Annotated in this window: 21 protein-coding genes; 8 read left to right on the top strand and 13 right to left on the bottom strand. The window is 67.0% G+C overall.

What is annotated here, in order from left to right; all coding sequences use genetic code 11:
* Positions 1-53 precede the first annotated feature (53 nt).
* Positions 54-800, top strand: coding sequence for a UDP-2,3-diacylglucosamine diphosphatase (gene lpxH, locus AC5P9F_RS18995; RefSeq protein WP_099484793.1), 747 nt, complete (start codon positions 54-56; stop codon positions 798-800).
* Between the two features lie 87 nt (positions 801-887).
* On the opposite strand, the gene AC5P9F_RS18990 is transcribed toward lpxH, so the two are convergent.
* Positions 888-2,141 carry a zinc-dependent metalloprotease gene (locus AC5P9F_RS18990; protein ID WP_043033738.1) on the bottom strand — a complete coding sequence of 418 codons (1,254 nt, stop codon included), beginning with the start codon at positions 2,139-2,141 and terminating at the stop codon, positions 888-890.
* Between the two features lie 225 nt (positions 2,142-2,366).
* Between AC5P9F_RS18990 and AC5P9F_RS18985 the strand changes: the two genes are divergently transcribed.
* Positions 2,367-3,824, top strand: a complete 1,458-nt coding sequence (locus AC5P9F_RS18985; protein ID WP_060380638.1) for a T6SS phospholipase effector Tle1-like catalytic domain-containing protein — start codon at positions 2,367-2,369, stop codon at positions 3,822-3,824.
* Positions 3,825-3,892: 68 nt separating this feature from the next.
* On the opposite strand, the gene AC5P9F_RS18980 is transcribed toward AC5P9F_RS18985, so the two are convergent.
* The 7 genes from AC5P9F_RS18980 to AC5P9F_RS18950 all read right to left on the bottom strand — a co-directional run bounded on the left by AC5P9F_RS18980 (position 3,893) and on the right by AC5P9F_RS18950 (position 12,480).
* Positions 3,893-4,717 (bottom strand): ferritin-like domain-containing protein, encoded by an 825-nt coding sequence (locus tag AC5P9F_RS18980; protein ID WP_062607711.1) that lies wholly within the window; start codon positions 4,715-4,717, stop codon positions 3,893-3,895.
* 9 nt (positions 4,718-4,726) lie between these two features.
* A complete protein-coding gene (gene purF / locus AC5P9F_RS18975; protein WP_005408246.1) occupies positions 4,727-6,193 on the bottom strand; it encodes an amidophosphoribosyltransferase in 1,467 nt (488 codons plus the stop codon).
* A 30-nt stretch (positions 6,194-6,223) separates the two neighbouring features.
* Positions 6,224-7,003, bottom strand: coding sequence for a CvpA family protein (locus AC5P9F_RS18970; protein ID WP_012479253.1), 780 nt, complete (start codon positions 7,001-7,003; stop codon positions 6,224-6,226).
* A gap of 46 nt (positions 7,004-7,049) precedes the next feature.
* Positions 7,050-8,093 (bottom strand): SPOR domain-containing protein, encoded by a 1,044-nt coding sequence (locus AC5P9F_RS18965; protein ID WP_005408244.1) that lies wholly within the window; start codon positions 8,091-8,093, stop codon positions 7,050-7,052.
* A gap of 81 nt (positions 8,094-8,174) precedes the next feature.
* Entirely contained in the window at positions 8,175-9,446 is a 1,272-nt protein-coding gene (folC, locus tag AC5P9F_RS18960) for a bifunctional tetrahydrofolate synthase/dihydrofolate synthase (RefSeq protein ID WP_059033280.1), read from the bottom strand.
* Between the two features lie 40 nt (positions 9,447-9,486).
* Positions 9,487-10,131, bottom strand: coding sequence for a histidine phosphatase family protein (locus AC5P9F_RS18955; protein WP_274850075.1), 645 nt, complete (start codon positions 10,129-10,131; stop codon positions 9,487-9,489).
* Between the two features lie 186 nt (positions 10,132-10,317).
* On the bottom strand, positions 10,318-12,480 hold the full coding sequence (locus tag AC5P9F_RS18950; RefSeq protein WP_100438899.1) for a S46 family peptidase: 2,163 nt from the start codon (positions 12,478-12,480) through the stop codon (positions 10,318-10,320).
* Between the two features lie 399 nt (positions 12,481-12,879).
* On the opposite strand from AC5P9F_RS18950, the gene tdh reads away from it, so the two are divergent.
* Complete coding sequence (gene tdh, locus AC5P9F_RS18945; RefSeq protein WP_010483949.1) at positions 12,880-13,902, top strand: L-threonine 3-dehydrogenase; 1,023 nt, start codon at positions 12,880-12,882, stop codon at positions 13,900-13,902.
* A gap of 132 nt (positions 13,903-14,034) precedes the next feature.
* Here the strand turns inward: tdh and AC5P9F_RS18940 are convergent, their stop codons facing one another.
* Complete coding sequence (locus AC5P9F_RS18940) at positions 14,035-14,730, bottom strand: TorF family putative porin (RefSeq protein ID WP_060379944.1); 696 nt, start codon at positions 14,728-14,730, stop codon at positions 14,035-14,037.
* 198 nt (positions 14,731-14,928) lie between these two features.
* On the opposite strand from AC5P9F_RS18940, the gene kbl reads away from it, so the two are divergent.
* Positions 14,929-16,137, top strand: coding sequence for a glycine C-acetyltransferase (gene kbl / locus AC5P9F_RS18935; RefSeq protein WP_005408238.1), 1,209 nt, complete (start codon positions 14,929-14,931; stop codon positions 16,135-16,137).
* Positions 16,138-16,221: 84 nt separating this feature from the next.
* Here the strand turns inward: kbl and AC5P9F_RS18930 are convergent, their stop codons facing one another.
* The 4 genes from AC5P9F_RS18930 to AC5P9F_RS18915 all read right to left on the bottom strand — a co-directional run bounded on the left by AC5P9F_RS18930 (position 16,222) and on the right by AC5P9F_RS18915 (position 19,302).
* The gene (locus AC5P9F_RS18930) at positions 16,222-16,557 is read right to left on the bottom strand and encodes a hypothetical protein (protein WP_005412356.1); all 336 of its coding nucleotides are present in this window, start codon (positions 16,555-16,557) and stop codon (positions 16,222-16,224) included.
* Positions 16,558-16,642: 85 nt separating this feature from the next.
* Positions 16,643-17,452, bottom strand: a complete 810-nt coding sequence (locus tag AC5P9F_RS18925; protein WP_049418998.1) for a pseudouridine synthase — start codon at positions 17,450-17,452, stop codon at positions 16,643-16,645.
* 20 nt (positions 17,453-17,472) lie between these two features.
* The gene (locus AC5P9F_RS18920; protein WP_005408235.1) at positions 17,473-17,979 is read right to left on the bottom strand and encodes a hypothetical protein; all 507 of its coding nucleotides are present in this window, start codon (positions 17,977-17,979) and stop codon (positions 17,473-17,475) included.
* Between the two features lie 222 nt (positions 17,980-18,201).
* Positions 18,202-19,302: an OmpA family protein gene (locus AC5P9F_RS18915; protein ID WP_005408234.1), complete on the bottom strand. Its 1,101-nt coding sequence runs from the start codon at positions 19,300-19,302 to the stop codon at positions 18,202-18,204.
* A gap of 357 nt (positions 19,303-19,659) precedes the next feature.
* On the opposite strand from AC5P9F_RS18915, the gene AC5P9F_RS18910 reads away from it, so the two are divergent.
* The 4 genes from AC5P9F_RS18910 (at position 19,660) to AC5P9F_RS18895 (ending at position 24,545) form a co-directional block, all read left to right on the top strand.
* Positions 19,660-20,679, top strand: coding sequence for a zinc-binding alcohol dehydrogenase family protein (locus AC5P9F_RS18910; protein WP_060380688.1), 1,020 nt, complete (start codon positions 19,660-19,662; stop codon positions 20,677-20,679).
* Positions 20,680-20,888: 209 nt separating this feature from the next.
* Entirely contained in the window at positions 20,889-21,518 is a 630-nt protein-coding gene (yczE, locus tag AC5P9F_RS18905) for a membrane protein YczE (protein ID WP_005408232.1), read from the top strand.
* A gap of 239 nt (positions 21,519-21,757) precedes the next feature.
* Entirely contained in the window at positions 21,758-23,788 is a 2,031-nt protein-coding gene (locus AC5P9F_RS18900) for an NADPH-dependent 2,4-dienoyl-CoA reductase (RefSeq protein WP_164225740.1), read from the top strand.
* Positions 23,789-24,086: 298 nt separating this feature from the next.
* On the top strand, positions 24,087-24,545 hold the full coding sequence (locus AC5P9F_RS18895; RefSeq protein WP_004154513.1) for a cell wall hydrolase: 459 nt from the start codon (positions 24,087-24,089) through the stop codon (positions 24,543-24,545).
* Positions 24,546-24,598: the final 53 nt, after the last annotated feature.

Below are 24,598 nucleotides of genomic sequence, written 5' to 3'. Positions count from 1 at the left end.
TCCCCACGATGCCGGCGGCGCTACCGTCATCGTTGATGCCCTAGAATGCCCGCATGACCACGTTGTTCATTTCCGACCTGCACCTGGACCCCAGCCGTCCGGAGATCACCGACCTGTTCCTGCGCTTCCTGCGCGAGCAGGCGCCCGGCGCCGATGCGCTGTACATCCTCGGCGACCTGTTCGAAGCCTGGATCGGTGACGACACGCCCTCGCCCGCCGCCGACGCAGTGGCCGATGCACTGAAGGTGCTGTCCGACAGCGGCGTGCCGGTGTACTTCATCCGCGGCAACCGTGACTTCCTGCTTGGCGAGGACTACGCGCGCCGTGCCGGCCTGCGCATCCTGCCCGACCCGTGCATGATCGACCTCTACGGTCGCCCGGTGCTGCTGCAGCACGGTGACCTGCTGTGCACCGATGACATTCCCTACCAGCAGTTCCGTGCACAGACGCGTGACCCGGCGTTCCAGGCACAGTTCCTGTCACAGCCGCTGGCAGCGCGTATCGCGTTCGCGCAGAAAGCGCGCGAAGCCAGCCAGGCCCGCCAGTCGGAAATGAAACAGGGTGATCGCGCGCAGTTCGAGACCGTCACCGACGTGGCGCCGTCCGAAGTCGATGCCACGTTCGCGCGCCACGGCGTGAACACCATGATCCATGGCCACACCCACCGCCCGGCGATCCATTCGCTGCAGGCCGGTGGCCGTGCCTGCACCCGCATCGTGCTGGGCGACTGGTACGAGCAGGGTTCGGTGCTGCGCGTGGATGCCGGCGGCTGGTCGCTGGATACGCTCGCGCGCGAATGATGGGTCCGAGGGTGCCAACCAAGGTTGGCATCTACCCGGGCAGGTGCACGTGCCCGGGTAGACGCCGCCCCTGGTCGGCGCCTGGCCTCAGCGGAAGGCCGCGATGGTGGCCTTGGTATTGACCAGCACGCGCTGGTTGTCGGCGGTACTGGCATTGCCCATCGGGATGCCGTTGTAGCTGATGTTCGGGTTCGACCAGTAGTTCAGGCGCGGGCAGCTGCGGGTGCAGTTGTAGGCCATGATCGTGCGCCAGCCGGTGCCGGTGGACGGTTCATAGCGATAGCCATGGCCATAGGCGTACGGCGAGGTGCTCGAGTCGGTCGCGATATCATGCCGCGCGCTCTGCAGGTGGCCGATCTCGTGTGCGAAGGAGTAGTAGCCGGTCGCGCAATCCCAGTACACCGCCGCGAAAGCGGTCGACGCGGTCGAGCCGATGCCCGAGGCCAGGCCGCAGTAGGCACTGTTGTTGATGAGCAGCACGCCGACGTCGGCCGCGGTGGTGTTGCGGCTGGTGTGGATGCTGTCCATGTAGCCGTCGCTGGTACCACGGAAACGTGACAGGTCGGTGGTGAAGTTACCGGACTCGCTGTAGTTGGTGGTCTCGTAACCGGCCAGTTGCAGCGTCAGGCCGACGTTGCTGTTGACGTAACCCTGGTTGGACTCGGCCACCGCCAGCTGCACCAGCGACTGCATGTTGCCGCCATAGGCAGTGACCGCCGCATTGGTTGCCACCACCAGCACGCGGATGGTCGCCGGCGTTCCCGAAGAGGCCTGCGCGATGCCGATGTGGTCGTTGTCGGCCATCGGGATCTTCGGCAGCTGGTTGTAGTCAGCCGGATGATCGGCTGGCATCCTCGATTCGTCGACCTCGACCAGCACGTGGCGGTTACCCAGTGGACGCAGGCGATAAAGCTTGCCGTCCTTGCGGATCGAACCGGTGATGGTGTCGCCCGAACGTACCAGGATCAACGAATTGCCCGGATCATCCTGGCCGCTGGAGGTGGCGGCGGTCAACCGGTCGGACGGCGAACGGAACTGGCCGTACCAGATGCTGCCACCATCGGGCAGCGCCTCGACCTTGCTGCGCACCGCCTGCACCCGTTTGCCGAGCAGCTCGAATTCCAGCTGCGGCTGCGCCGTAGCCGCCGCGTCGACACGCACTTCCTGCACCGTCGCCGTGGACGGGGTGGCCAGCAGCTTGCCGAGTGCAGGCTCGCTGTTGGCCGATGCCCGGCTGATGACCGTCACCGGTTCGAACAACGGTGCCGCGTGCGCGGCTGCCGCCACCGACAAACCCAACACCAGGCCACCTGCCGCTTTGCCAATCGATCTGGACAACATTGCGTCGCTCCTTGAATGATGTGAACAGCGTTGATGCAGCACGCCCGGGTTTGCCGGGTTTGGCCATATGGCCTGCGCGGGTCGTGTGAATTCAATAGAAGATGGAAATGAAAATCAGGAACTGTGATCGACCGCATCTGCGTTAAGTAAGGTCAAAAGCGTCACTACACTTCGCCAATACACCGCTTTCGCGCTACCGTGACGCGGCCACGACGGGGAATGCACATGGCACCAGCGAAGGACACGGACGAAGATGTCGGCTTGCTGCGGATCGGCCTGTTCTTCGACGGCACCCGCAACAACGCACACAACCTGGCGCGCGGCCGTCCGCAGGTTCCGCAGCCTCGACCGGCGCAGCTGCGCGCGGACGATGATTCGACCTACCAGAGCCGGCTGACCAGCAGCTACGACAACGGCCTGACCAACATCGCGCGCCTGCAGCAGCTGTATCCGGACAGCCGCCGTGATGCGATGGCCGCTCCCTCGCTGTCGATCTATGTCGAAGGCGTGGGTACCCGCGATGATGCCGACGACGATCTGATCGGGCTGGCCTTCGGCATCGGTGCCAGTGGCGTTCGCGCGAAAGTGCAGCGCGCGCTGCAGGTGCTGCTGCCGGCCGCACTGTCGGGACTATCCGCACGCTGGCAGCGACCGCTGCATGGCGTGCAGCTGGACCTGTTCGGTTATTCACGCGGTGCTGCTGCCGCACGTGACATCGCCAACCAACTGCAGGGCTGGGACAGCGTGCGCTGGCGCCAGCTGCTGCAGGCCGCCGGCCTGTCCTGCACTGCGAACTTCGCCCCGGCCACGCCGGTGCTGCGCTTCATCGGGCTGTTCGACACCGTTGTCGCAGTCAATGGCGGCCGCGCCGATGAGCGGCCGCAGCTGGCCCTGCACAGCGGCATCGCCGGTCGCGTCGTGCAGCTCACTGCACGCGATGAACATCGCCAGCACTATCCGTTGACCAGCGTGGCACCGCCGTTTGCCGAGATCGCCCTACCCGGCGTACACGCCAATATCGGCGGTGGCTACAACCAGCTGGAAGAAGGTCCCAAGCTGCTCAGCCGCCCGCGCCGGCAACAGTTGCGCCGCCCCGCGGTTGCCGACTACCAGGTCCCTCCACTGGCGTTGCTGCGGGCCACCACGGTCTACGCTGAAACGCAGGCCGATGCCGAACGCTGGCGCCAGCAGCTGGGCGTGGGTGAGAAGGAGGTCTGGGTGGATGTCTGGCACCAGTGGCAGCAGCAGCGTCGCGCCGGCAGCCGCAGCGTGCTGTTGTCACCGGTGCTGTATGTGACCGCCGCGGTGGTGCTGCGTCGGCGCATCGACTGGCGTTACCAGCTGATCGCACTGCAGGTGATGCAGCAGCAGGCCATCGACGCCGGCGTGCAATGGACCGCCAATGCCGCCGAGGTTCCTGGCTGGGAGCTGCCGTCCGCCCTGCAGCCGATCGCACGGCGCCTGGTGGCCGGACAGCCGCTGACGCAGACACAGGAGGCGCTGCTGCGCCGGCGTTACCTGATGCAGTCGGCGCACTGGAACTTCGATGCACTGGGCGACACCGCACTGACCTACGCCGCCGATGCCGGCGTCAGCGAACTACCCTACCGGCCGGGTCCCGGCCTGTTCTACATCAACCGGCCGACGGTGGATGGCAAGCGCGTGGTATTGCCGAACGCCTGAAAAAAGGGGACGGAGGGGATTAAGTCGTTTGTGCCACAAACGACTTAATCCCCTCCGTCCCCTTTTCTTCAACCGGCCTGTTCGACCAGGTTGGCGAGCTCATCCGCATCGAAACCGGCCAGCAGGCGCGCTTCCATGTTGAACGGTCCGTGCAGGTAGCCGCCGGCGTACTCCACCAGCAGTTCCTTGAAACGTGCACGCGGTTCGACGCCGGCGCGGTCGCAGTACCAGCGGTACCAGCGCGAACCGGCAGCCACATGTGCCACTTCCTCGCGCAGGATCACTTCCAGCACATCTGCGGTCTCGCCATCGCCGACATTGCGCAGTTTCCCGATCATGCCGGGCGTCACGTCCAGGCCGCGCGCTTCCAGCACGCGCGGCACCAGCGCCATGCGTGCCAGGCCATCGTGCGCGGTCTTTTCGCACATTTCCCACAGGCCGTTGTGCGCGGGGAAGTCGGCGTAGTCGTGGCCATGCACCTGCAGGCGCTCCCGCAGCAGCATGAAGTGCCGCGATTCGTCGTCGGCACAGCTGACCCAGTCGGCATGGAACGCCGGCGGCAGGTCGCGGAAGCGGTACACCGCGTCCCAGGCCAGGTCGATCGCGTTGAGTTCGATATGCGCGATGGCGTGGATGAAGGCAGCCCGTCCTTCCACACCGCCCAGTCCGCGCCGCGGCACTTCGCGCGGGTGCACCAGCGCCAGCTGCGCCGGCCGGCCCGGCATGCGGATCGGCTTTGGCGGTGGCGCGTCGGCAGCCACCTTCAGGCGGCCGGCGCGGAACGCAGCGGCGTAGGCCTGGGTCAGCGCCACCTTGCGCAGCGGGTCGGCTTCGGCCAGGCACTGCTGCGCTGCGCGCAGCAGGTCGCCAGCAACGTCGGGCACGTCAACCACGCCTGGTCCTCAGGCGCGGCGCTTGTGCTTGGCGTCGTCCGACCGCAGCTGCTGGATGCGCTCGAAGTAGCCCGGTTCAATGCCGGTCGGGTAGTGGCCGTTGAAGCAGGACGAATCGAAGTTGCGCAGCGCCGGATTGCCCTCGCTCACTGCCGCTTCCATGTCTTCCAGGTCCTGGTAGATCAGCCAGTCGCAGCCCAGGTGGGCTTCGATCTCTTCCACGGTGCGGTTGTGCGCGACCAGTTCCTCGGCCGCCGGCATGTCGATGCCGTAGATGTTCGGGTAGCGCACCGGCGGCGCGGCGCTGGCCAGGTAGACCTTGCGCGCGCCCGCGTCACGGGCCATCTGCACGATCTGCTGGCTGGTGGTGCCACGCACGATCGAATCGTCCACCAGCAGCACCACGCGGTTGCGGAACTCCAGGTGGATCGGGTTGAGCTTGCGACGCACCGACTTCACGCGTTCGCCCTGCCCCGGCATGATGAAGGTACGGCCGATGTAGCGGTTCTTGATGAAGCCTTCGCGGTACTTCACGCCGAGCACGTTGGAGATCTCAAGCGCAGCGTCGCGCGAGGTATCCGGGATCGGGATGATGGTGTCGATGTCGTGGTCCGGGCGCAGGCGCAGGATCTTCTCGCCCAGCTTGATGCCCATGCGCATGCGCGCCTTGTGCACCGACACGTTGTCGATCATCGAATCCGGGCGTGCGAAATACACGTATTCGAAGATGCACGGGGTGTGCTCGGCCGGCTCGGCGCAGATCTCCGAAAACAGCTCGCCACGCGCGGTGATCACCAGCGCTTCGCCCGGCTGCACATCGCGCACGCGCTGGAAGCCCAGCACGTCCAGCGCGGCCGACTCGGACGCCACGATGTACTCGTCGCCCTCGGCATGGCTGCGCTTGCCCAGCACCAGCGGACGGATGCCATGCGGGTCGCGGAAGGCGACCAGGCCCAGGCCCAGCACCACGCTGACCACTGCATAGCCACCCTTGCAGCGGCGGTGCACGCCAGCCACCGCGCGGATCGCGGCTTCCGGGCTCAGCTGGCGCTGCTGTTCCAGTTCGTAGGCGAACACGTTCAGCAGCACTTCGCTGTCCGAATCGGTGTTGACGTTGCGGCGGTCCTGTTCGAACACCTGCTGGCGCAGCGCCTCGGTATTGATCAGGTTGCCGTTGTGGGCCAGCGCGATGCCGTACGGCGAATTGACGTAGAACGGCTGCGCCTCGTCCATGCCTTCCGAACCGGCAGTCGGGTAACGCACGTGGGCGATGCCGACGCTGCCTTCCAGGGTGGACATGGTGCGGGCATCGAACACATCGCGGACCAGGCCGGTGGCCTTCTGCACGCGCAGGCGGCTGCCGTTGGCGGTGGCGATGCCCGCCGCGTCCTGGCCACGGTGCTGGAGGACGGTCAAGCCGTCATACAACTGCCCGGCGACGTTCTGGTTGCCGACGATTCCGACGATGCCACACATGGTGCGAGGTCTCCGCTGGGCTGTGCCCAGTTACAAGGAAGGTGGCCGTACCTGGCCGCGGTGGTCGCCGCGCCTGCGGTCGACATTGGCCGGATCGCCCGGCTCGATACTGTCCGGCAGTGCTGGGGCGTCCGGACGCACTTCGGCCGGATCGTAGGAATCGCCCTGTTCCGCTTTCGCAGGCCGCAGCCATCCGCTGCCTGCCACTACCTGGTTGAGGATGCCATTATCGCCTGCCGCGCCCGGCTTTCCCAACCCGGCGCCTGCGTTCTTGCCCAACTCCATCAATGCAGATGGGGACAGCGCGTCGGTCGGCAAGGCCTTGGGCAGCAGATCGGCCCCGGGAACCTCCCAGTGCGGCAGCTTGCTGTTCATCCAGGCAACGGTGGGGTTCAGCAGTGGCCGCACCGCCGAGCGCTGCCAAGAGGGCTCGGCGGTCAGCGGGGTGAAACTGCCCAGCAGCAGCAGGATCGCGGCGATCAGGCCGCCCCGCACGGCGCCCAGCACCCCGCCCAGCAGGCGGTCCAGGCTGGTCAGCATGCTGCGGTGGACCAGAGCCTTGATGACCATGCCGATCACCGCAACCACGATCATCACGCCGATGCCGACCCCCAGGTAGCCACCGACGAAGTGTTCGCCACCGGGGGCCGCCGGGGCGGCCCACCAATGGGCGGCGTCATTGCCGAAGGCGAAGGCCGCCCACGCGGCCAGCAGCCACGACAGGGTGCCGATGACGATTCCCACGAAGCCGCGCAGCATCCCCAGCAGGGTGGAGGCGGCGATCACGATCAGCAGCACCACGTCGATCATGGCGCCCCGCTCCTTCGGCGGCGCTGGCAACGAGGCTGCGCGTGGGTCATGGGTGCGGTCGGACCATGCCGGCCACGCCGACCTTGGCGGCAACCTGCGCCTTCAGCTGCTCGGCATCGCCACGGTTGGCCACCGGCCCGACGCGGACGCGATGCAGGGTGCCCTTTTCGGTGCGCACCTGCTCGACAAAAGCACTGAAGCCGGCGGCGCGGACCTTGTCGCGCAGGGCGTTGGCATCGTTGGCCTGGCCGAACGCGCCCAGCTGCACGGCAAAGCCGACGCCGCTGGCGGCCGGTGCTGCCGGCGTGGCCGGGGCCGTTGCCGGCTTGCTGGCGGTGGCCTCCGGCTTCGGCTCGGGCTTCGGGGTTTCGGGCTTCGGCGCCGGCTTCGGCGGCTCGGGCTTGGCCGCCGGAGTGGTCGTTGCAGTCGGCGTACTCGGCGGCAGGCTTTCACTGCGCACCGGGTTGCTGCTGGCCGACGGCGCGGTGGCGGCGGATGGGGTACTGGCGCTCGGCGTAGCCGGTGCCGGGGTGGCTGCCACCGGGGCGCTGCTGTCCGCTGCGGCATCCAGGGTGATCACTTCGGCCTTCACATCGGCACGGATCTTCACCGCCTGCAGGCGGGCGGCCTCGGCCTGTGCACGGTCGGCGTACGGCCCCACGCGCACGCGCCACGCCTGGCGTCCGTTGATGGTCGCCGTTTCGGCGAAGCCCGGCAGCTGCGAGCGCTTCAGGTAGGCGATCACCGCGTCGGCGTCGGCCTTGCTGCCGTAGGCACCGAAGGTGACCGCATAGTTGCCGGCGGCGACCGTCGGCGAGGTGTCCACGGTCGGCGGAGTGGCCGGCGTGGCGGCGTCCTGCAGCGGCTTGGCCTGCCCGGTCTGCAGGCCGGTGGCACCACCGGCCGGGGCGACCAGGGGCAGCTCACGGGTTTCGAACTGGCCATCGGCCGGGGCATCCGGCGCGGCGATCGGCACATTGGCCACGCCGCTGTCCGGTGCGGGTCCCTTGACCAGCATCGGCAGGAAAATCACGGCCAGTGCCACCAGCACGATGGCACCAATCAGACGCTGTTTCAGAGGCGTATCCACGTGAGGCAGGCAACTGTCCGGAGATTGGCATCGATTATACGGGTGCCGGACCGGACGGCGTCGGCGTTGGCTGAACGCGTATCAGGCATCGCCCTGCAGCCATTGCAGGGCGGCGGCAGCGGTATGGAAGGAGCCGAACACCAGCACGCGGTCACCGCGCTCGGCCTGGGCCAGCACCTGCGCCAGTGCCTGTTCGACGCTGTCAGCCAGCAGCGCCGTGGCGGCGGCGGTGCCGGCCAGGCGTGCCTGCAGCTGGGCGGCGCTCTGCCCGCGCGGGCCTTCCAGCCCGGCCAGGGTCCACTCGCCCACCACGTCCTCCAGCGCCTGCACCACCCCCGCTGCGTCCTTGTCCTGCAGCGCGGCGTACACCGCCAGGGTGCGCCCGGCCGAGACCTCGGCCTTCAGCGCACGCGCCAGCTGGCCCGCCGCCTGCGGGTTGTGGCCGACGTCGACGCGGATTTGCACGCCATCGCGCTCGAATGCCTGCAGCCGGCCGGAAATGCGTGCCGCTGCGACACCGGCGGCCCACGCCGCACGCGGCACCGGCTTGTCCAGCGCGCGCAGCGCGGCGATGGCGGCACCCGCATTGGCCAGCTGGATCGGGCCGGCCAGCGCCGGGGTCGGCAGTTCCATGCGCAGGCCGACATCGCGCCAGCGCCAACGCTGCGCATCGATCGGCTCGTAGAAATAGTCGCTGCCACCACGGATCGCATTGGCGCCAACCAGGTAGGCACGGCGCAGCACGCTCGACGGCGGATCGGTCTCGCCCAGGATCACCGGCTTCCAGCCGCGGATGATGCCGGCCTTCTCGGTCCCGATCGCCTCGCGATCCTCGCCCAGCCACTCGGCATGGTCGATGTCCACGGTAGTGATCACCGCCACGTCGGCGTCCACGATGTTGACCGCATCGAGGCGGCCGCCCAGGCCCACTTCCAGTACCGCCAGGTCCAGCCCGGCGTCGGCGAACAGCTGCAGCGCGGCCAGCGTGCCGTACTCGAAATAGGTCAGCGTGATCTCGCCACGCACGGCTTCGATGGTATTGAACGCGGCGACCAGCGCGGCATCGTCCACGTCCTGGCCGTCGATGCGCACGCGCTCGTTGTAGCGCAGCAGGTGCGGCGAGGTGTAGGCACCGACCTTCCAGCCGGCGGCGCGTGCAATGGCTTCGATGAAGGCCACGGTTGAGCCCTTGCCGTTGGTGCCACCGACCACGATGGTGCGCTTGGCCGGCGCGCCCAGGCCCATCGCCGCGGCCACGGCGCGCACGCGCTCCAGGCCCATGTCGATGCTCGCCGGGTGCTGGCGTTCAATGTAGTCCAGCCAGTCGGCCAGGGTGGTCGGGGTGTTCGTCACGGCAGCGGTTCCAGCAGAAGCAGTTGATGCGGGGGATGGATCAGAGGGCGCGGTGCTTGGCTTCGCCGAAGAACGGCGTGTGGTGGGCGCAGTCGTTCAGGCGCACCACTTCCAGGCTGTCCAGGTCGGCGCCTTCGAGCAGGTTGAGCGTGGTCGGTGCCTGGCGGAAGGTCCACAGGCGGGGAAGCGGCAGGCCCAGCACCTTGCACAGGATCACGCGGTTGACCGCATCGTGCGCAACCACCAGCAGAGTGTCGTGCTCGCCGAGGCCTTCGGTGGCACGCGCCAGCCCACGCCAGCTGCGCTCCAGCACCAGGCGCAGCGATTCGCCGCCGGGCATCAACACCGTATCCGGCTCCTCGCGCCAGGCCTGCAGGCGCGACGGATCCTTCTCGTGGATCTCGCTCGCCAGCAACCCTTCCCATTCACCGTGGGCGATTTCCTGCAGCTCGGGCTCGGTCAGCAGCATGTCGGCGCGGGCGGCGCCAAGCGCCAGCTGCGCGGTGCGCTGCGCGCGCGACAGCGGCGAGGCGACGGCACGGGTGATGTCCACCGAGGCCAGGCGGGCACCCAGTGCCTGGGCCTGGGCTTCACCGATCGGCGAAAGCGGAATATCGATCTGGCCCTGGTAGCGGCCTTCGGCGTTCCACGGCGTTTCGCCGTGGCGGGCAAGCAGGATGCGCATGCGTGCAAGGGGTCCTGGGGGGAGGAGGTTTCCGCGTTTCGTTCACATCCTGTGAAGTACGCGGAACAGGGATGATACCTGTTCGGCGCACCGGGCCGGGCATGAAAAAACCCCGCGACGTGGGTCGCGGGGTTTCGGAAACTCCGGCTGTCTGGTCGAGGTTGCCGGCCAGCGGCCGGCACTACCTCACTTCGCCAGGTTCAGTTCCTTCAGCAGCTGCGGCGCCGGCGCCACTTCCTGCATGATCCACTGCATGTAGCGGCTGTCGACGGCGATCATGCGGGTCATCACCGGGTCGAACACCCAGTTGGAGCTGACCGATTCCCAGTTGCCATCGAAGGCCAGGCCGACCAGCTTGCCGTTGGCGTCCAGCACCGGCGAACCCGAGTTGCCACCGGTGATGTCCAGGTTGGACAGGAAGTTCACCGGCACCGAACCAATGCGCTTGTCTTCCAGGCCGCCATAACGCTTGGCCTTGACCGCATCGAGCAGCGCCTTCGGCGAATCGAACGGATCCTCACCGGTTTCCTTCGCCGCCACGCCTTCCAGGGTGGTGAACGGGGTGTACTTCACGCCGTCCTTGCCATAGCCCATGACGTTGCCGAAGGTGATGCGCAGCGACAGGTTGGCGTCCGGGTAGACGAACTCACCCTGGCTCTTCTTGTAGTCGGCCACGGCCTGCAGGTACAGCGGGCGCGCGGTCAGCGATTCGCCTTCGCGGATCTTCTTCTGCTCTTCCTGCTTCAGCAGTGCCGGCATGACGGCCACGGCGTACTGGATGGCCGGATCGTTGCTGGCCTCAAACGCGGCGCGGTCGGCCTTGAACCATTTCAGGCGTGCATCCAGGCTGCCCAGCTCGGTGCCCGACAGCTTGCCCACCAGCGATTTCACCGCAGCGGCATCGCTGCCGGCCAGCCACTTGTTCAGCACTTCGTTGTCGCGCTGTGCGGCCGGCAGGGCCACGTACTGCTCCAGCCAGTAGGCCTGCAGCTGCTGGTCCATCTTCGCCACGTAGCGACGGTCCATCTGCTTCAGGCCACCTTCGATGGTGGTCAGGTCGCGTTCCTGGTAACCGGCTTCGCGTTCGGCATCCGGCTTGCTGCGCTCGATCGACAGGCGGTACAGGGTGATCGCCGCGCCAACGGCCGAGGTGTTGTTGAACTGACCGACGAACAGGTCGCGTTCGCGGGTCGACTTGCTGGTATCCAGATGCTTGAGCAGCTGCGCGTGTGCCGCCAGGGCCGGCTTGCCGGCAGCGCCCTGCTTCTTCAGCCACGCCAGCACGGCGGCTTCTTCAGCCTGCTTCTGGCCCGCGGCGTCGATGCGCTTGAAGCCTTCCAGCTGGCCCAGGTAGTTCTTGGCCACGTTGTTCATGCTGGCGGCGGTGGCGGCGTACTTCACCTTGACGTCGGCGTCGGCCTTGCCGGCGTCGGCGATCATCTTCAGCACGGCGTTGTAGTGCTTGGCGATGGTCGGGTAGGTGAAGCTGGCGGTTTCGTTGAATTCACCGGCCAGGGCATAGCGGTTGGTGCGGCCCGGGTAGCCCGCCACCATCACGAAGTCGTCGGCACCCAGCGGCTGGTCGGCGAACTTCAGGAAGTGCTTGGGCTGGTACGGCACGTTGTCGGCGGCGAAGGCGGCCGGCTTGCCGTCCTTGCCGACGTAGGCGCGGTAGAACGAGAAATCGCCGGTGTGGCGCGGCCACATCCAGTTGTCGACGTCGCCGCCGAACTTGCCGACGCTGCCCGGGGGCGCGTAGACCAGGCGCACGTCCTTGATTTCCATGTTGCGGAACAGGCGGTAGGTGTTGCCGCCGGAGAAGCTGTACAGGCGGCAGCGGAAGCCGGCATCGGCTTCACAGGCGGCGACCTGGGCCTTGTCGAAGGCGTCCAGCGCACGGCTGCGGGCCAGCGGGTCGTTGCCGGCGGCAGCGATGGCGGCCTTGGCCTGGGTGGTGACGTCGGTGATCTGGTCGAGCACGAACACGCGGGCGTTCGGGCCGGCGCTCAGTTCGTCCTTCAGGGTCGGCGCGTTGAAGCCGTCCTTGATCAGGTTCTTCTGCGCGGTCGAATTCAGCTGGATGGCGCCATAAGCGCAGTGGTGGTTGGTGACCACCAGGCCCTGCGGCGAGACGAAGCTGGCGGTGCAGCCGCCGAGGGCGACGACCGCGCCCATCGGGTCGCCGGTCAGGTTGGACAGCTGTTCCGGGGACAGCTTCAGGCCGGCCTTCTGCAGCGGGCCGGCGATTTCCGGCAGCTGCTGCGGCACCCACATGCCTTCAGCGGCATGGGCGACCTGGGCCAGCCCGAGGCTGGCGACGATGGAGAATGCAAGCAGGTTCGAGCGCATGGAGCGGCCCCTGGTAGTGGAACCCTCGATTGTAGCCCGCCGCCCTGCCCCGCCCCGAACCCCGGAAGTCATGGGCCTACTTCTTGCGCTGCCATGCGCACGTCGGCCGCGCACATGGAATGGTCCAGAGGGGGCGTGGTCACCCTGGTCGGGACCGTTGGCGCCATGGATGGCGCCATCGAGCACCATGGATGGGCTTTTGCGTGTCCCGGCCAGGGTGACCACGCCCCCTCCCCCGGAATCAAGGAGGCGCTGCTGTTTGCGGCACGTTCGAAACGCCCGCCGGCGCACGCCTTTCGTTCCGCCAATGCACCCGCAGCGCAACATGGGAAATCCGCGCGGCACCCTATAATCCGCGCTTTCCCCCTGATGAGTTCCACCCCGATGGCGCAGCAAACGATGAAGGCCCTGGTCAAGCGCGAAGCGGCCAAGGGCATCTGGCTGGAAGAAGTTCCGGTGCCGACCCCGGGCCCGAATGAGGTCCTGATCAAGCTGGAGAAGACCGCGATCTGCGGTACCGACCTGCACATCTACCTGTGGGACGAGTGGAGTCAGCGCACCATCAAGCCGGGCCTGACCATCGGCCACGAATTCGTCGGTCGCGTCGCCGCACTCGGCTCGGCCGTGACCGGCTATGAAATCGGCCAGCGCGTCTCGGCCGAAGGCCACATCGTCTGCGGCCACTGCCGCAACTGCCGTGGCGGCCGCCCGCACCTGTGCCCGAACACCGTCGGCATCGGCGTCAACGTCAACGGCGCCTTCGCCGAATACATGGTGATGCCGGCCAGCAACCTGTGGCCGATCCCGGACCAGATCCCGTCGGAGCTGGCTGCGTTCTTCGACCCCTACGGCAACGCCGCGCACTGTGCGCTGGAATTCAATGTGATCGGCGAGGACGTGCTGATCACCGGTGCCGGCCCGATCGGCATCATCGCCGCCGGCATCTGCAAGCACATCGGTGCGCGCAACGTGGTGGTGACCGACGTCAATGATTTCCGCCTGAAGCTGGCCGCCGACATGGGTGCCACCCGCGTGGTCAACGTGGCCAACCAGTCGCTGAAGGACGTGATGAAGGAACTGCACATGGAGGGCTTCGACGTGGGCCTGGAAATGAGCGGCAACCCGCGCGCGTTCAACGACATGCTCGACTGCATGTACCACGGCGGCAAGATCGCCATGCTCGGCATCATGCCCAAGGGCGCCGGCTGCGACTGGGACAAGATCATCTTCAAGGGCCTGACCGTGCAGGGCATCTACGGCCGCAAGATGTACGAGACCTGGTACAAGATGACCCAGCTGGTGCTGTCCGGCTTCCCGCTCGGCAAGGTGATGACCCACCAGCTGCCGATCGACGACTTCCAGAAGGGCTTCGACCTGATGGAAGAAGGCAAGGCCGGCAAGGTTGTTTTGAGCTGGAATTGACCCTTCGCCGTGCGCGATGGGTGGGTGCCGAGCTTGCTCGGCACACCTTGAAATTGAAAAAGGCGCCCGATGGGCGCCTTTTTCTTTGGTGTTGCCGGCCAGCGGCCGGCACTACCCGTAACGCCTGCGGCGTTACTTGCCGACGGCGACGCTCAGCATCACCCGGCTGTGGGCCAGCTTGCCGGAATTGTCACGGCCGTTGCCGTCGGTGCCGTAGTAGCCCAGGCCGACGTTGAACAGGCCGAACTGGCGCGCGACGCCGACGTTCCAGTCGGTGTAGTCCTTGGCGATGCCGTCCTCGAAGGTGCTGCGACCGACGTTGGCATTCAGGGTGAAGTCCTTCGGCAGGCCCCAGCTGCCGCCCAGGCCGAAGTACCAGCCATCGGTGCTGCTGTTCCAGACATCGTTGGTGTAGGCCACCGTCAGCTTGTAGGTGTCATCCAGCGTGGTGGTGGTGATCAGCTCGTTGTAGTTCTGGTGGCTGGACTTCAGGTAGGTGTAGCGGTTCAGCAGCACGTCGAAGTTGACGCGCTCGGTGACGTCCACGCCGTAGCCGATCAGGTAGTCGACCTCGGTCTTCGGGTCACCCGCACCAAAATCCACGCCCGAGCCCCACACGCCTGCGTACAGGCCAACCGGGCTGGTGTAGGTGAAACCGGCCTGCAGGGTCGGATCCTCGTCGGTCTGCGACACACCACGGAACAGGTAATCGGAAACAGCGGTGACGTTCCAGCTGTACGGCGATTCGTTTTCCTGGGCGCTGGCGGCGAACGGGGTGGCCAGGGTCAGGGCAGCGGCAATGGCGAGGCAGGCACGGGCGTGCTTCATGGGCGTCTCCGAGGGTGGCGGGGGCAGGAAGGGGGAGCGGGCAACCGGCGCCAGACAGGCGCGGTTCACGAATTTTTAACCCGTTTGCTATTGCGATGCAACATGTGCCACCCGTGGCGGTGCCCTGCCCGGCCCGGTCGAAGGCCGTCGTAGCCCGGTAGAATCAACGGTTTCCCCGTTCAGAGCCGTGCCCACGCCATGACCGACGCCTCCTCCGCCCTGACCCGCCACTACGCCGAGGAACTGGACGCCATCCGCGCCCAGGGCCTGTTCAAGTCCGAGCGGATCATCACCAGCCCGCAGTCGGCCGAGATCACCCTCGAGGATGGCCGCAAGGTGCTGAACTTCTGTGCCAACAACTATCTGGGCCTGGCCGACCATCCGGACCTGATCCAGGCAGCCAAGGATGCGCTGGATACCCACGGCTTCGGCATGGCCTCGGTGCGCTTCATCTGCGGTACCCAGGACCTGCACAAGCAGCTGGAGAAGCAGATCGCCGACTTCTTCGGCAAGCAGGACACCATTCTGTACGCGGCCTGTTTCGACGCCAACGGCGGCCTGTTCGAACCGCTGCTCGGTGAGAACGACGCGATCATTTCCGATGCACTGAACCACGCCTCGATCATCGACGGCGTGCGCCTGTGCAAGGCCAAGCGCTTCCGCTACGCCAACTGCGACATGGCCGACCTGGAAGCCCAGCTGCAGGCCGCCGATGCCGCCGGCTGCAAGACCAAGCTGATCACCACCGACGGCGTGTTCTCGATGGACGGCTTCATCGCCCCGCTGGACGAGATCACCGCGCTGGCGAAGAAGTACAACGCGCTGGTGCACATCGACGAATGCCACGCTACCGGCTTCCTCGGCGCCACCGGCCGTGGCTCGGCCGAAGTGAAGGGCGTGCTGGAAAAGATCGACATCATCACCGGCACCCTGGGCAAAGCCATGGGCGGCGCACTGGGCGGCTTCACCTGCGCCAGCGCCGAGGTGATCGAGCTGCTGCGCCAGCGTTCGCGGCCGTACCTGTTCTCCAACTCGCTGCCGCCGCATGTGGTGGCCGCCGGCATCAAGGCGTTCGAGATGCTGGCCGCCGCTGACGACCTGCGCGACACCCTGGTGGAGAACACCCGCTACTTCCGCGAAAAGATGGTCGCCGCCGGTTTCGACGTGAAGCCGGGCGTGCACCCGATCAGCCCGGTGATGCTGTACGACGCACCGCTGGCGCAGAAGTTCGCCGAGCGCCTGCTCGAAGAAGGCATCTACGCGATCGGCTTCTTCTTCCCGGTGGTGCCCAAGGGCCAGGCGCGCATCCGCACCCAGATCAGCGCTGCGCACAGCCGCGAGCACCTGGACCGCGCGATCGATGCGTTCACCCGCATAGGTGTCGAGCTGGGTGTGATCAAGGGTTGATCCCAGCGGTCAAAGCGTGCCGACCAAGGTCGGCACCTACCAGAGCTTGAGGGCGTGCCGACCGAGGTCGGCACCTTCCCGGCATCACTTCTTTTTCTTCTTGCCCTTCGGCTCGTCCTTGCTGGCCACCACCACCGGCTTGGCGGCAGCGTCCTGGCCGTTGCCCTTGGCAACGCGGATGCCGTTGGCCTTCATCCAGGCATCGAACTCGTCGGCGGTCATCTTCTTGTCGCCGTTGCTCATCAGGAAGCGGTAGCTGCCGCGGCCATCCAGCTCCGGGGTCTTCACTTCCACCACCGGGGTTTCGGCCGGCGTTTCTGCCTTGGCCACCTTCTTGTGGCCACCACAGGCGGTCAGCAGCACCATCGGCAGCAGCAGACCTGCGCAGCGCAGGGTTTGGTTGAGGGTCGGGTGGTACATGGGCAGGCTCCGTTCGGGAAGTTCAGCAACCAGGCGCCCCCTACGCCTGGAACGGTGGCCGGCAACCGCCGGCCGCGGGCGATGATCAGCCCGGTGCAGCGGCCCCCAGCCGCTGCTGGTCATTGACCTCCAGCATCCGCCACTGACCCTTGCCGAGATCGCCGAGCTGCAGCCCGCCGATCGCAACCCGGACCAGGCGCAGCACCTGCAGGTCGAAGGCCGCCAGCAGGCGGCGGATGTGGCGGTTGCGGCCCTCGTCGAGGACCACCTCCAGCCACGCGGTCTTGTCGCCGCTGCGCAGCACGCGCACGGCCTGGGCCACGAGGAACTCGCCCTCGTCCTCCACGCCGGCCTGCAGGGCCGCCAGCGTGGCGTCATCTGGCAGGCGGTCGACCTGCACGTGGTACGTCTTCTGCGGACCCGTTTCCGGATCGGTCAGGCGCGCGGCCCACTGCGGATCGTTGCTGAACAGCAACAGCCCTTCACTGGCCTTGTCCAGGCGCCCGACCGGCGCGATCCACGGCAGCCCTGCACCATCGAAACAGCGGTAGACGGTGTCGCGGCCACGCTCGTCCTGCGCGGTGGTCACCACCCCGCGTGGCTTGTTGAGCATCAGGTAAAGGCGCTGCGGCGCGCCCATCGGCTGGCCATCGACCTCGATCGGCGGCGCCGGCTGGCCAATCGGGAACTCGGGATCCCGCACGATGCGGCCGGAGACGCGTACGCGGCCCTCGGCAATCCAGCGCGCGGCCTCGCTGCGCGAGCAGACGCCGGCCTTGGACAGCACGCGCGCCAGGCCATGACGGACACCGGCGGCTGTGGCAGCGGGAGTCGCACGCCCACGCGATGCGTGGGAGCGGGCGGCGGGGGCGGCAGGTGGGCGGCGCGTGCGCAAGCCTCTGCTCCCCGCGGCGCTTACTTCTTGTCGACCGGCTTGGTCTCAGCCGGTGCTTCGGCCGGGGCCGGAGTGGCGGCCGGAGCCGGACGCGCCTTGACCACACGCACGCCACGCGCCTTCATCCAGGCGTCGAACTCTTCGGCGGTCATGCGCTTGCCGTTCTGGCTCATGTCGAAGCGCCAGGGCGTGTTGTCGAATTCGGTCTGCGGCTTGTAGGCCGCCGGATCGTTCGGCTTCACCGCCGGTGCGCTCGGAATGGCCTTGGCGATGTTCTGGCAGCCATCGATGCGCAGGCGCTGCAGCACCTGGTCCAGCGACTGCGACGGATCGTAGTTGCTGCTCAGCACGCCGGCCGGCATGCCCAGCTGGTTGCCACGGATGTAGAGCTCGTCGGCCACCGGCGCGATGGTCGTGGCCGGCAACGGCAGCGGCGAGGCGCTGGTGTTGACCGAGCAATCGACCGCAGCGTGGGCGGCGGGAACCAGGGCCAGCGCCAGGACGGCGGCCGATGCAGAGCGCAGCATGAAGGGCATCCAGGAAAGGAAGTGACGCGGCGAGTTTAGCAATGCCGCGACAGCTTTCAAGCGCCACTTTCAATGAATACGACAACCCATTGGTTTTACGGACAAAAACCCGACGAACGGTTAGCCCCCCCGGAGCGGCAGGCACCGGTTGCCGGGCCGCAGAAACAACAAGACCCGGCCGAAGCCGGGTCCTGCTGTGTCCTACTGGCAGAGCGTCAGAACTTAGTTCTGGACGTTCAGCTCGGTACGACGGTTCTTGGCGCGACCTTCCGGGTTGTCCGAACCATCCGGGTTGGTGTTCGGAGCAATCGGACGGCTCTCGCCGTAGCCGATCGGGCCGACCAGGCGACCGGCGTCAACGCCGTTCTTGGTCAGGTAGTTGTACACGGCGGTAGCACGACGCTCCGACAGCTTCTGGTTGTAAGCGTCGGTACCCTTCGAGTCGGTGTGACCGGCGACTTCAACGCGCAGATCCGGGTAACGCTTCAGGATCTCGGTGGCTTCGCTCAGGATCGCCACGGCGTCCGGACGCAGGTTCGACTTGTCGAAGTCGAAGTTGACGCCCTTCAGGTCGATGGAGACCGGCACCGGGCAACCGTCCGGACCGATGGTCTGACCCGGCTGCGAGTTCGGGCACTTGTCGTCGCAGTTGTTGACGCCGTCACCGTCGTCATCCAGGTCGGCGCAGCTCGGGGCAACCGGAGCCGGAGCCGGAGCAGCCGCGACCGGAGCCGGGCCCAGCGGGATCACGACGCCGACCGAAGCCAGCACGTCGCCGAACCAGCTTTCATCGTTGCCGGCACGCTTCGGGTTCACGCTCTGGTCGTCGAAATCAGCGCGGTAGGCGACTTCGGCACGGACAGCGACGCGCTTCTCGAAGGTGGTCTGCAGACCGACGCCGACCTTGGCGGCAAAGTTGCCGTCCTTGCGGTCAGCCAGGCCACCGCTGATCGGGTTGTACTCTTCTTCCGACTTCTGGTAGCCCAGGCCGGCCAGCAGGTACGGGTTCCAGCCGCGGCCTTCCTTGATGAAGTGGCGACGCAGGTCCAGCGAGACGCCGTACTGCGACCAGTTCATGTCCTTGTTGGCGTCGAAGTTCGGGTTCTGGTAGTTCAGCTCACCGTCCAGCGACCAGTTCGGGCTGATGAACTTGCCCAGGCCCAGGGTGACGAACGGAGCGTCATTGGTCAGGCGGTCGCTGTCCTGGAAGTTGAAGCCGGCCGAACCGGTCAGGTACCAGCGGTCATCGAACTCCTGCGCGGACGCAGCCTGGGCGAAAGCCAGACCACCCAGCAGCGCGGCAGTAAGGATCTTCTTGTTCATTGAGTACAGCTCCTATTTCGGGGGTATGAAACCGGTAGAGGCATGGGCCAGCACTAGTGCGTCGATGTTCGACAGCCGATTCAGCACGCCACCGCCGCGAACATTATGCTCAGGCGGGTGAAGGTCATGTTAACAGTCCCGTAACATGTGAAGTATCGCGCCCGACCCTCCACCGGTCCGACGTTGAAACCCTATACAGGATGATGAAAATCCGCAAGACCCTCACGCTGCAAGGGTTTGACGGGGTTTAGGTGCGGAATACGACATATTGCGCAACAGCTTGCTCCACCCGATTCAGCGTATCTGCTGAAACGTGAGGAACTCTATGATGGAGCCACGTACCCAGCCGGAGCCGAGATGAAAGCTGTCGCCCTGAGTCGTGAATCCGCCCCTGCCCTCTGCGATATCCGCCTCCCCCCGCCGCTGCCTCCGCGTGGCCGCGACCTGCTGATCCGGGTCGAGGCCGTCTCGGTGAACCCGGTCGACGGCAAGCAGCGGGCGGCCACCGATCCGGCCACGCTCGAAGCACCCCGCGTACTCGGTTGGGACGCCGCCGGGGTGGTCGAAGCGATCGGCGAGGACGCCAGCCTGTTCGCGTCCGGCGACGAGGTCTACTACGCCGGTGATGTCACCCGGCCAGGCTGCAATGCGCAGTTCCATCTTGTGGACGAACGGCTGGTAGCGCGCAAGCCGACCACGCTCGACTTCGCCGAAGCGGCCGCACTGCCACTGACCACGCTCACCGCATGGGAACTGCTGTTCCAGCGCATGCCATTGCAGCTGGATGATCGCCGCCATGCCGGCCAGCACCTGCTGGTGATCGGCGGAGCAGGCGGTGTTGGATCGATGGCGATCCAGCTGGGCCGGCATGCCGGATTCGAGGTGATCGCCACCGCCTCGCGTGAATCATCGATCGACTGGTGCCGGCAGATGGGTGCCCAGCATGTAATCGACCACCGGCAGCCGCTGCTGCCCCAGCTGCAGGCATTGGGCATCGACGCAGTACAGGTCGCGCTCAACCTGGCCGACACCGACCATTACTGGGATGCGTTGGGTCAGCTGCTGGCGCCACAGGGCCATGTCGGCCTCATCGTCGAACCGCGCGGCGCGCTGCGCATCGGTGATCCCTACAAGGCCAAGTGCATCGGCATCCACTGGGAGTTCATGTTCGCGCGTTCACGCTTCGCCACGGCGGACCGCATCGAACAGCACCGCATCCTCAGCCGCGCGGCCAGCATGATCGACGCTGGCCAGCTGCGCGGCACCCTCAGCGAGACGCTGGGCGCGATCAATGCGGCGAATCTGGACATCGCGCATCAGCGCTTGGCCAGCGGGCGCACGGTGGGCAAGCTGGCGCTGGCCGGCTGGGGCGACTGAGCCAGGCTGGAACGCCGGTGCAGTGCCGGGCCATGTTCGGCTGGCGGTGCCAGGCAAAGCAGCCGGAGCATGGCCCAGCTCCACAGAACGGCCCATACGCAGGATCGACGACTCCTGTAGCGGCGGATCGGTCGGCATCTGTATCTATGGGAGTGACTGAATCGGGATTACGGTGGAAACAGATCCCTCCCCTCTCCCCGAGCGCCACCATGCCCACCGCCCTGCCCCTGCGTCTGCTGCAACTGATCATCGGCCTGTTCCTGTACGGCTTCGGCGCCTCGCTGATGATCCGTGCAGCGATCGGCGTGGCCCCCTGGGACGTGTTGTCGCAGGGCATCGCCGCACAGACGCCGCTATCGTTCGGCCTGGCCACCAATGTGATCGGTGCACTGGTGCTGCTGCTGTGGTGGCCATTGCGACAGAAGCCGGGTGTCGGCACCGTGCTCAACGTGATGTTGATCGGCCCATCCGCGCAGTTCGGGCTGTGGTTGCTTCCCCCGGCGGTCGGCCTTGGCTGGCAGCTGGCGATGTTCTGCGCCGGCATGCTGCTGGTCGCCCTGGCCACCGGCCTGTACATCGGCGCCAAGCTCGGGCCCGGCCCGCGCGACGGCCTGATGACCGGCCTGCATGCCCGCACCGGCTGGCCGATCTGGAAGGTGCGCAGCCTGATCGAGGGCAGCGTGCTGCTGCTGGGCTGGTGGCTCGGCGGCAATGTCGGCGTCGGCACCCTCGCCTTCGCCCTGCTGATTGGCCCCCTGTGCGGAGTAACGCTGGGCTGGTTCGGGATTGGGCGTCCCCCGGTAGTGCCGGCCGCTGGCCGGCAACCGCAATCACCCTGAGCTGATCGAATGCCGGCCAGCGGCCGGCACTACCGCCCCCCGGAGTTCGGGGGCAGCGCCGCAGGCGCGGGGGGTGGAGGCTGGTAAGTGGGGCCCGCGGTTCGCGCAGCGAAATGCGGGAGCGACAGCACGCATGTGCCGAGCGTACCCGGCCAGCGGCCGGCACTACCGCCCGCGCCCCTTGCCCCGGCCGCCGTTTCCCGGCACGCTTCGCGCTTCCGTACGCAAGCGTATCGATCATGTCGCCAGCCAACGAAAGCGCCTATCCCCACCTGTTCGCCCCGCTGGACCTGGGCTTCACCCAGCTGCGCAACCGCGTGCTGATGGGTTCGATGCACACCGGCCTGGAAGATCGCGCCCGCGACTTCCCGCGCCTGGCCGCCTACTTCGCCGAACGCGCCGAAGGTGGCGTCGGCCTGATCGTCACCGGTGGCTTCGCGCCGAACGTGGTCGGCTGGCTGAAGCCCTTTGGCGGAAAGCTGTCCTGGCCCTGGGAAGTGCGCCCGCACCGGCAGCTCACCGCGGCCGCGCACCAGCACGGCGCGAAGATCTGCCTGCAGCTGCTGCATGCCGGCCGCTATGCCTACCATCCCCTGTCGGTGGCACCGTCGAAGCTGAAGGCGCCGATCAACCCGTTCACCCCCCGTGCGCTGTCGGCCAGCGGCGTCGAGCGGCATATCGCCGACTACGCACGCAGCGCAAAGCTGGCCCGCGAAGCCGGCTACGATGGCGTCGAAGTGATGGGCTCGGAGGGCTACCTCATCAACGAGTTCATCGCCCCGCGCACCAACAAGCGCTCCGACCGCTGGGGTGGCGACGCCAACCAACGCATGCGTTTTGCAGTGGAGATCGTGCGCCGCATCCGCGAGGCCTGCGGCCCGGACTTCATCATCATCTACCGCCTGTCGCTGGTGGATCTGGTTGACGACGGCAGCAACTGGGAAGAGATCGTGCAGCAGGCCCAGGCCATCGAGGCGGCTGGCGCGACGATCATCAATTCCGGCATCGGCTGGCACGAAGCGCGCATCCCGACCATTGCCACCTCGGTGCCGCGCGCCGCCTTCGCCGGTGTCACCGCCAAGCTCAAGCCGCATGTAACGGTGCCGCTGGTGGCGACCAACCGCATCAACATGCCCGACGTCGCCGAGCACATCCTCGCCAGCGGCGGCGCCGACATGGTGTCGCTGGCGCGCCCGCTGCTGGCCGACCCGCAATGGCCCAACAAGGCCCGCGCCGGCCGCGCCGAGGCGATCAACACCTGCATCGCCTGCAACCAGGCCTGCCTGGACCACGTGTTCGAGAACAAGCTGGCCAGCTGCCTGGTCAATCCGCGTGCCGCACACGAGACCGAGCTGGTCTACCGCCCGGCTGCCACGCCGAAAAAGGTCGCGGTGGTCGGCGCAGGTCCGGCCGGCCTGGCTTGCGCCACGGTGGCCGCCGAGCGCGGCCACCAGGTCACCCTGTTCGATGCCAACGACGAGATCGGTGGCCAGTTCAACGTGGCCAAGCGCATCCCCGGCAAGGAAGAGTTCCACGAGACCCTGCGCTATTTCCGCCACAAGCTGGCTGAAACCGGCGTGCAGCTACGCCTGGGCACGCGAGCAGATGCGGCCAGCCTGGCCGGCTTCGACGAGGTGGTGCTGGCCACCGGCATCACGCCGCGCAAGGTCGACTTCCCCGGCGCCAACCACGCCAAGGTGGTCAGTTACCTGGACGTGCTGCTGGGCCGGGTCACGGTGGGCGCCAATGCAGCGATCATCGGCGCCGGCGGCATCGGCTTCGATGTCGGCGAGTTCCTCAGCCACGCCGGTGAGTCCCCCTCGCTGGACCCACAGCGCTGGATGGCCGAATGGGGCGTGGACAGTACCTTCGAGACCCGCGGCTCCCTGGCGCGGGCGCAGGCCGAGGCCTCGCCGCGCCGGCTGTGGCTGCTGCAGCGCAGCCCGGGCAAGCCCGGTGCGCGGCTGGGCAAGACCACCGGCTGGATCCATCGCGCCACGCTGAAGGCCAAGGGCGTGCGCATGCTCGGCGGCGTCGAGTACCTGGGTGTTGACGATGAAGGCCTGCGCATCCGCGTTGAGGGCAGCGAACAGCTGCTGCCGGTCGATCATGTGGTGGTCTGCGCCGGGCAGGAACCCAACCGTTCGCTGCAGGCCGAACTGCAGGCCGCCGGCATCAGCGCGACGTTGATCGGCGGTGCCGATGTAGCGGCCGAACTGGACGCCAAGCGGGCCATCGACCAAGGCAGCCGGGTGGCCGCCGCGCTCTGATGAGCGCCTGAATGGGGGACGGAATGTGATTTCCGTCACCCCTCCCGAACCTGAATGTCAAGCCGGACGGTTCACGATGCGTTCGGCTACGCCCCCCTACCTTGCGCCATCTTTCCGCTCACCAGCCAGTTTCCGGTGAGCCGGCGCAGCCCCCACGATCGGTACTGGTCGTTTCTTTTGGGGCTGCCCACGGGGCGGCCCCGATGGCCGCCTCCCCATGACGCCAAGTCGTACCCCGCATCCTGTCGCCCCCGCGACTGGAAGCGGAGAGTGCGGCCCATACGGAGCAAGGAGTTATATGAAACTGGCCTGGATTCTCTGGCTGTCGCAGTTGTTGCCGCAGCCGGCCGCTGATTCACTGTGTCTGAGCACCACCGTTTACCTGGAAGCCCGCGACCAGACCCTGCGCGGCCAGCAAGCCGTTGCCGAGGTCGCCCTGCGCCGCCTCGACAGTGGCCTGTGGGGCGACTCGATGTGCCAGGTGGTCACCGCGCGCAAGCAGTTCGCGCCGACCATCGTCTCCCCCGGCACCCAGCTGGGCAATGACGCGGCCTGGAGCGAGGCAATGAACGTGGCCTTCGACGCCGAGCGCAACTGGGCGCTGCCGGCCGGCGAGCGCCGCGAGATCGTGCCCGGAGCCAGCCACTTCGCCGCGTTGTCCATCGCCAGCCCGAACTGGCGCAACGCCTACCAGGTGGCCACCATCGGCGATCACACCTTCTATAAGGTGCAGAACCTCAAGCCGCGGCAGTCGTAACGATCCGTGCTGGCGGCAGCGTTGCCGCCCGCTGGCAGGCTCTGGGATAGTGG

The organism is Stenotrophomonas sp. YJH_SMC_4 (assembly GCF_059371575.1).
Note: the sequence above shows the minus strand (reverse complement) of the source record. Positions and strands in the feature narration are given on the sequence as shown.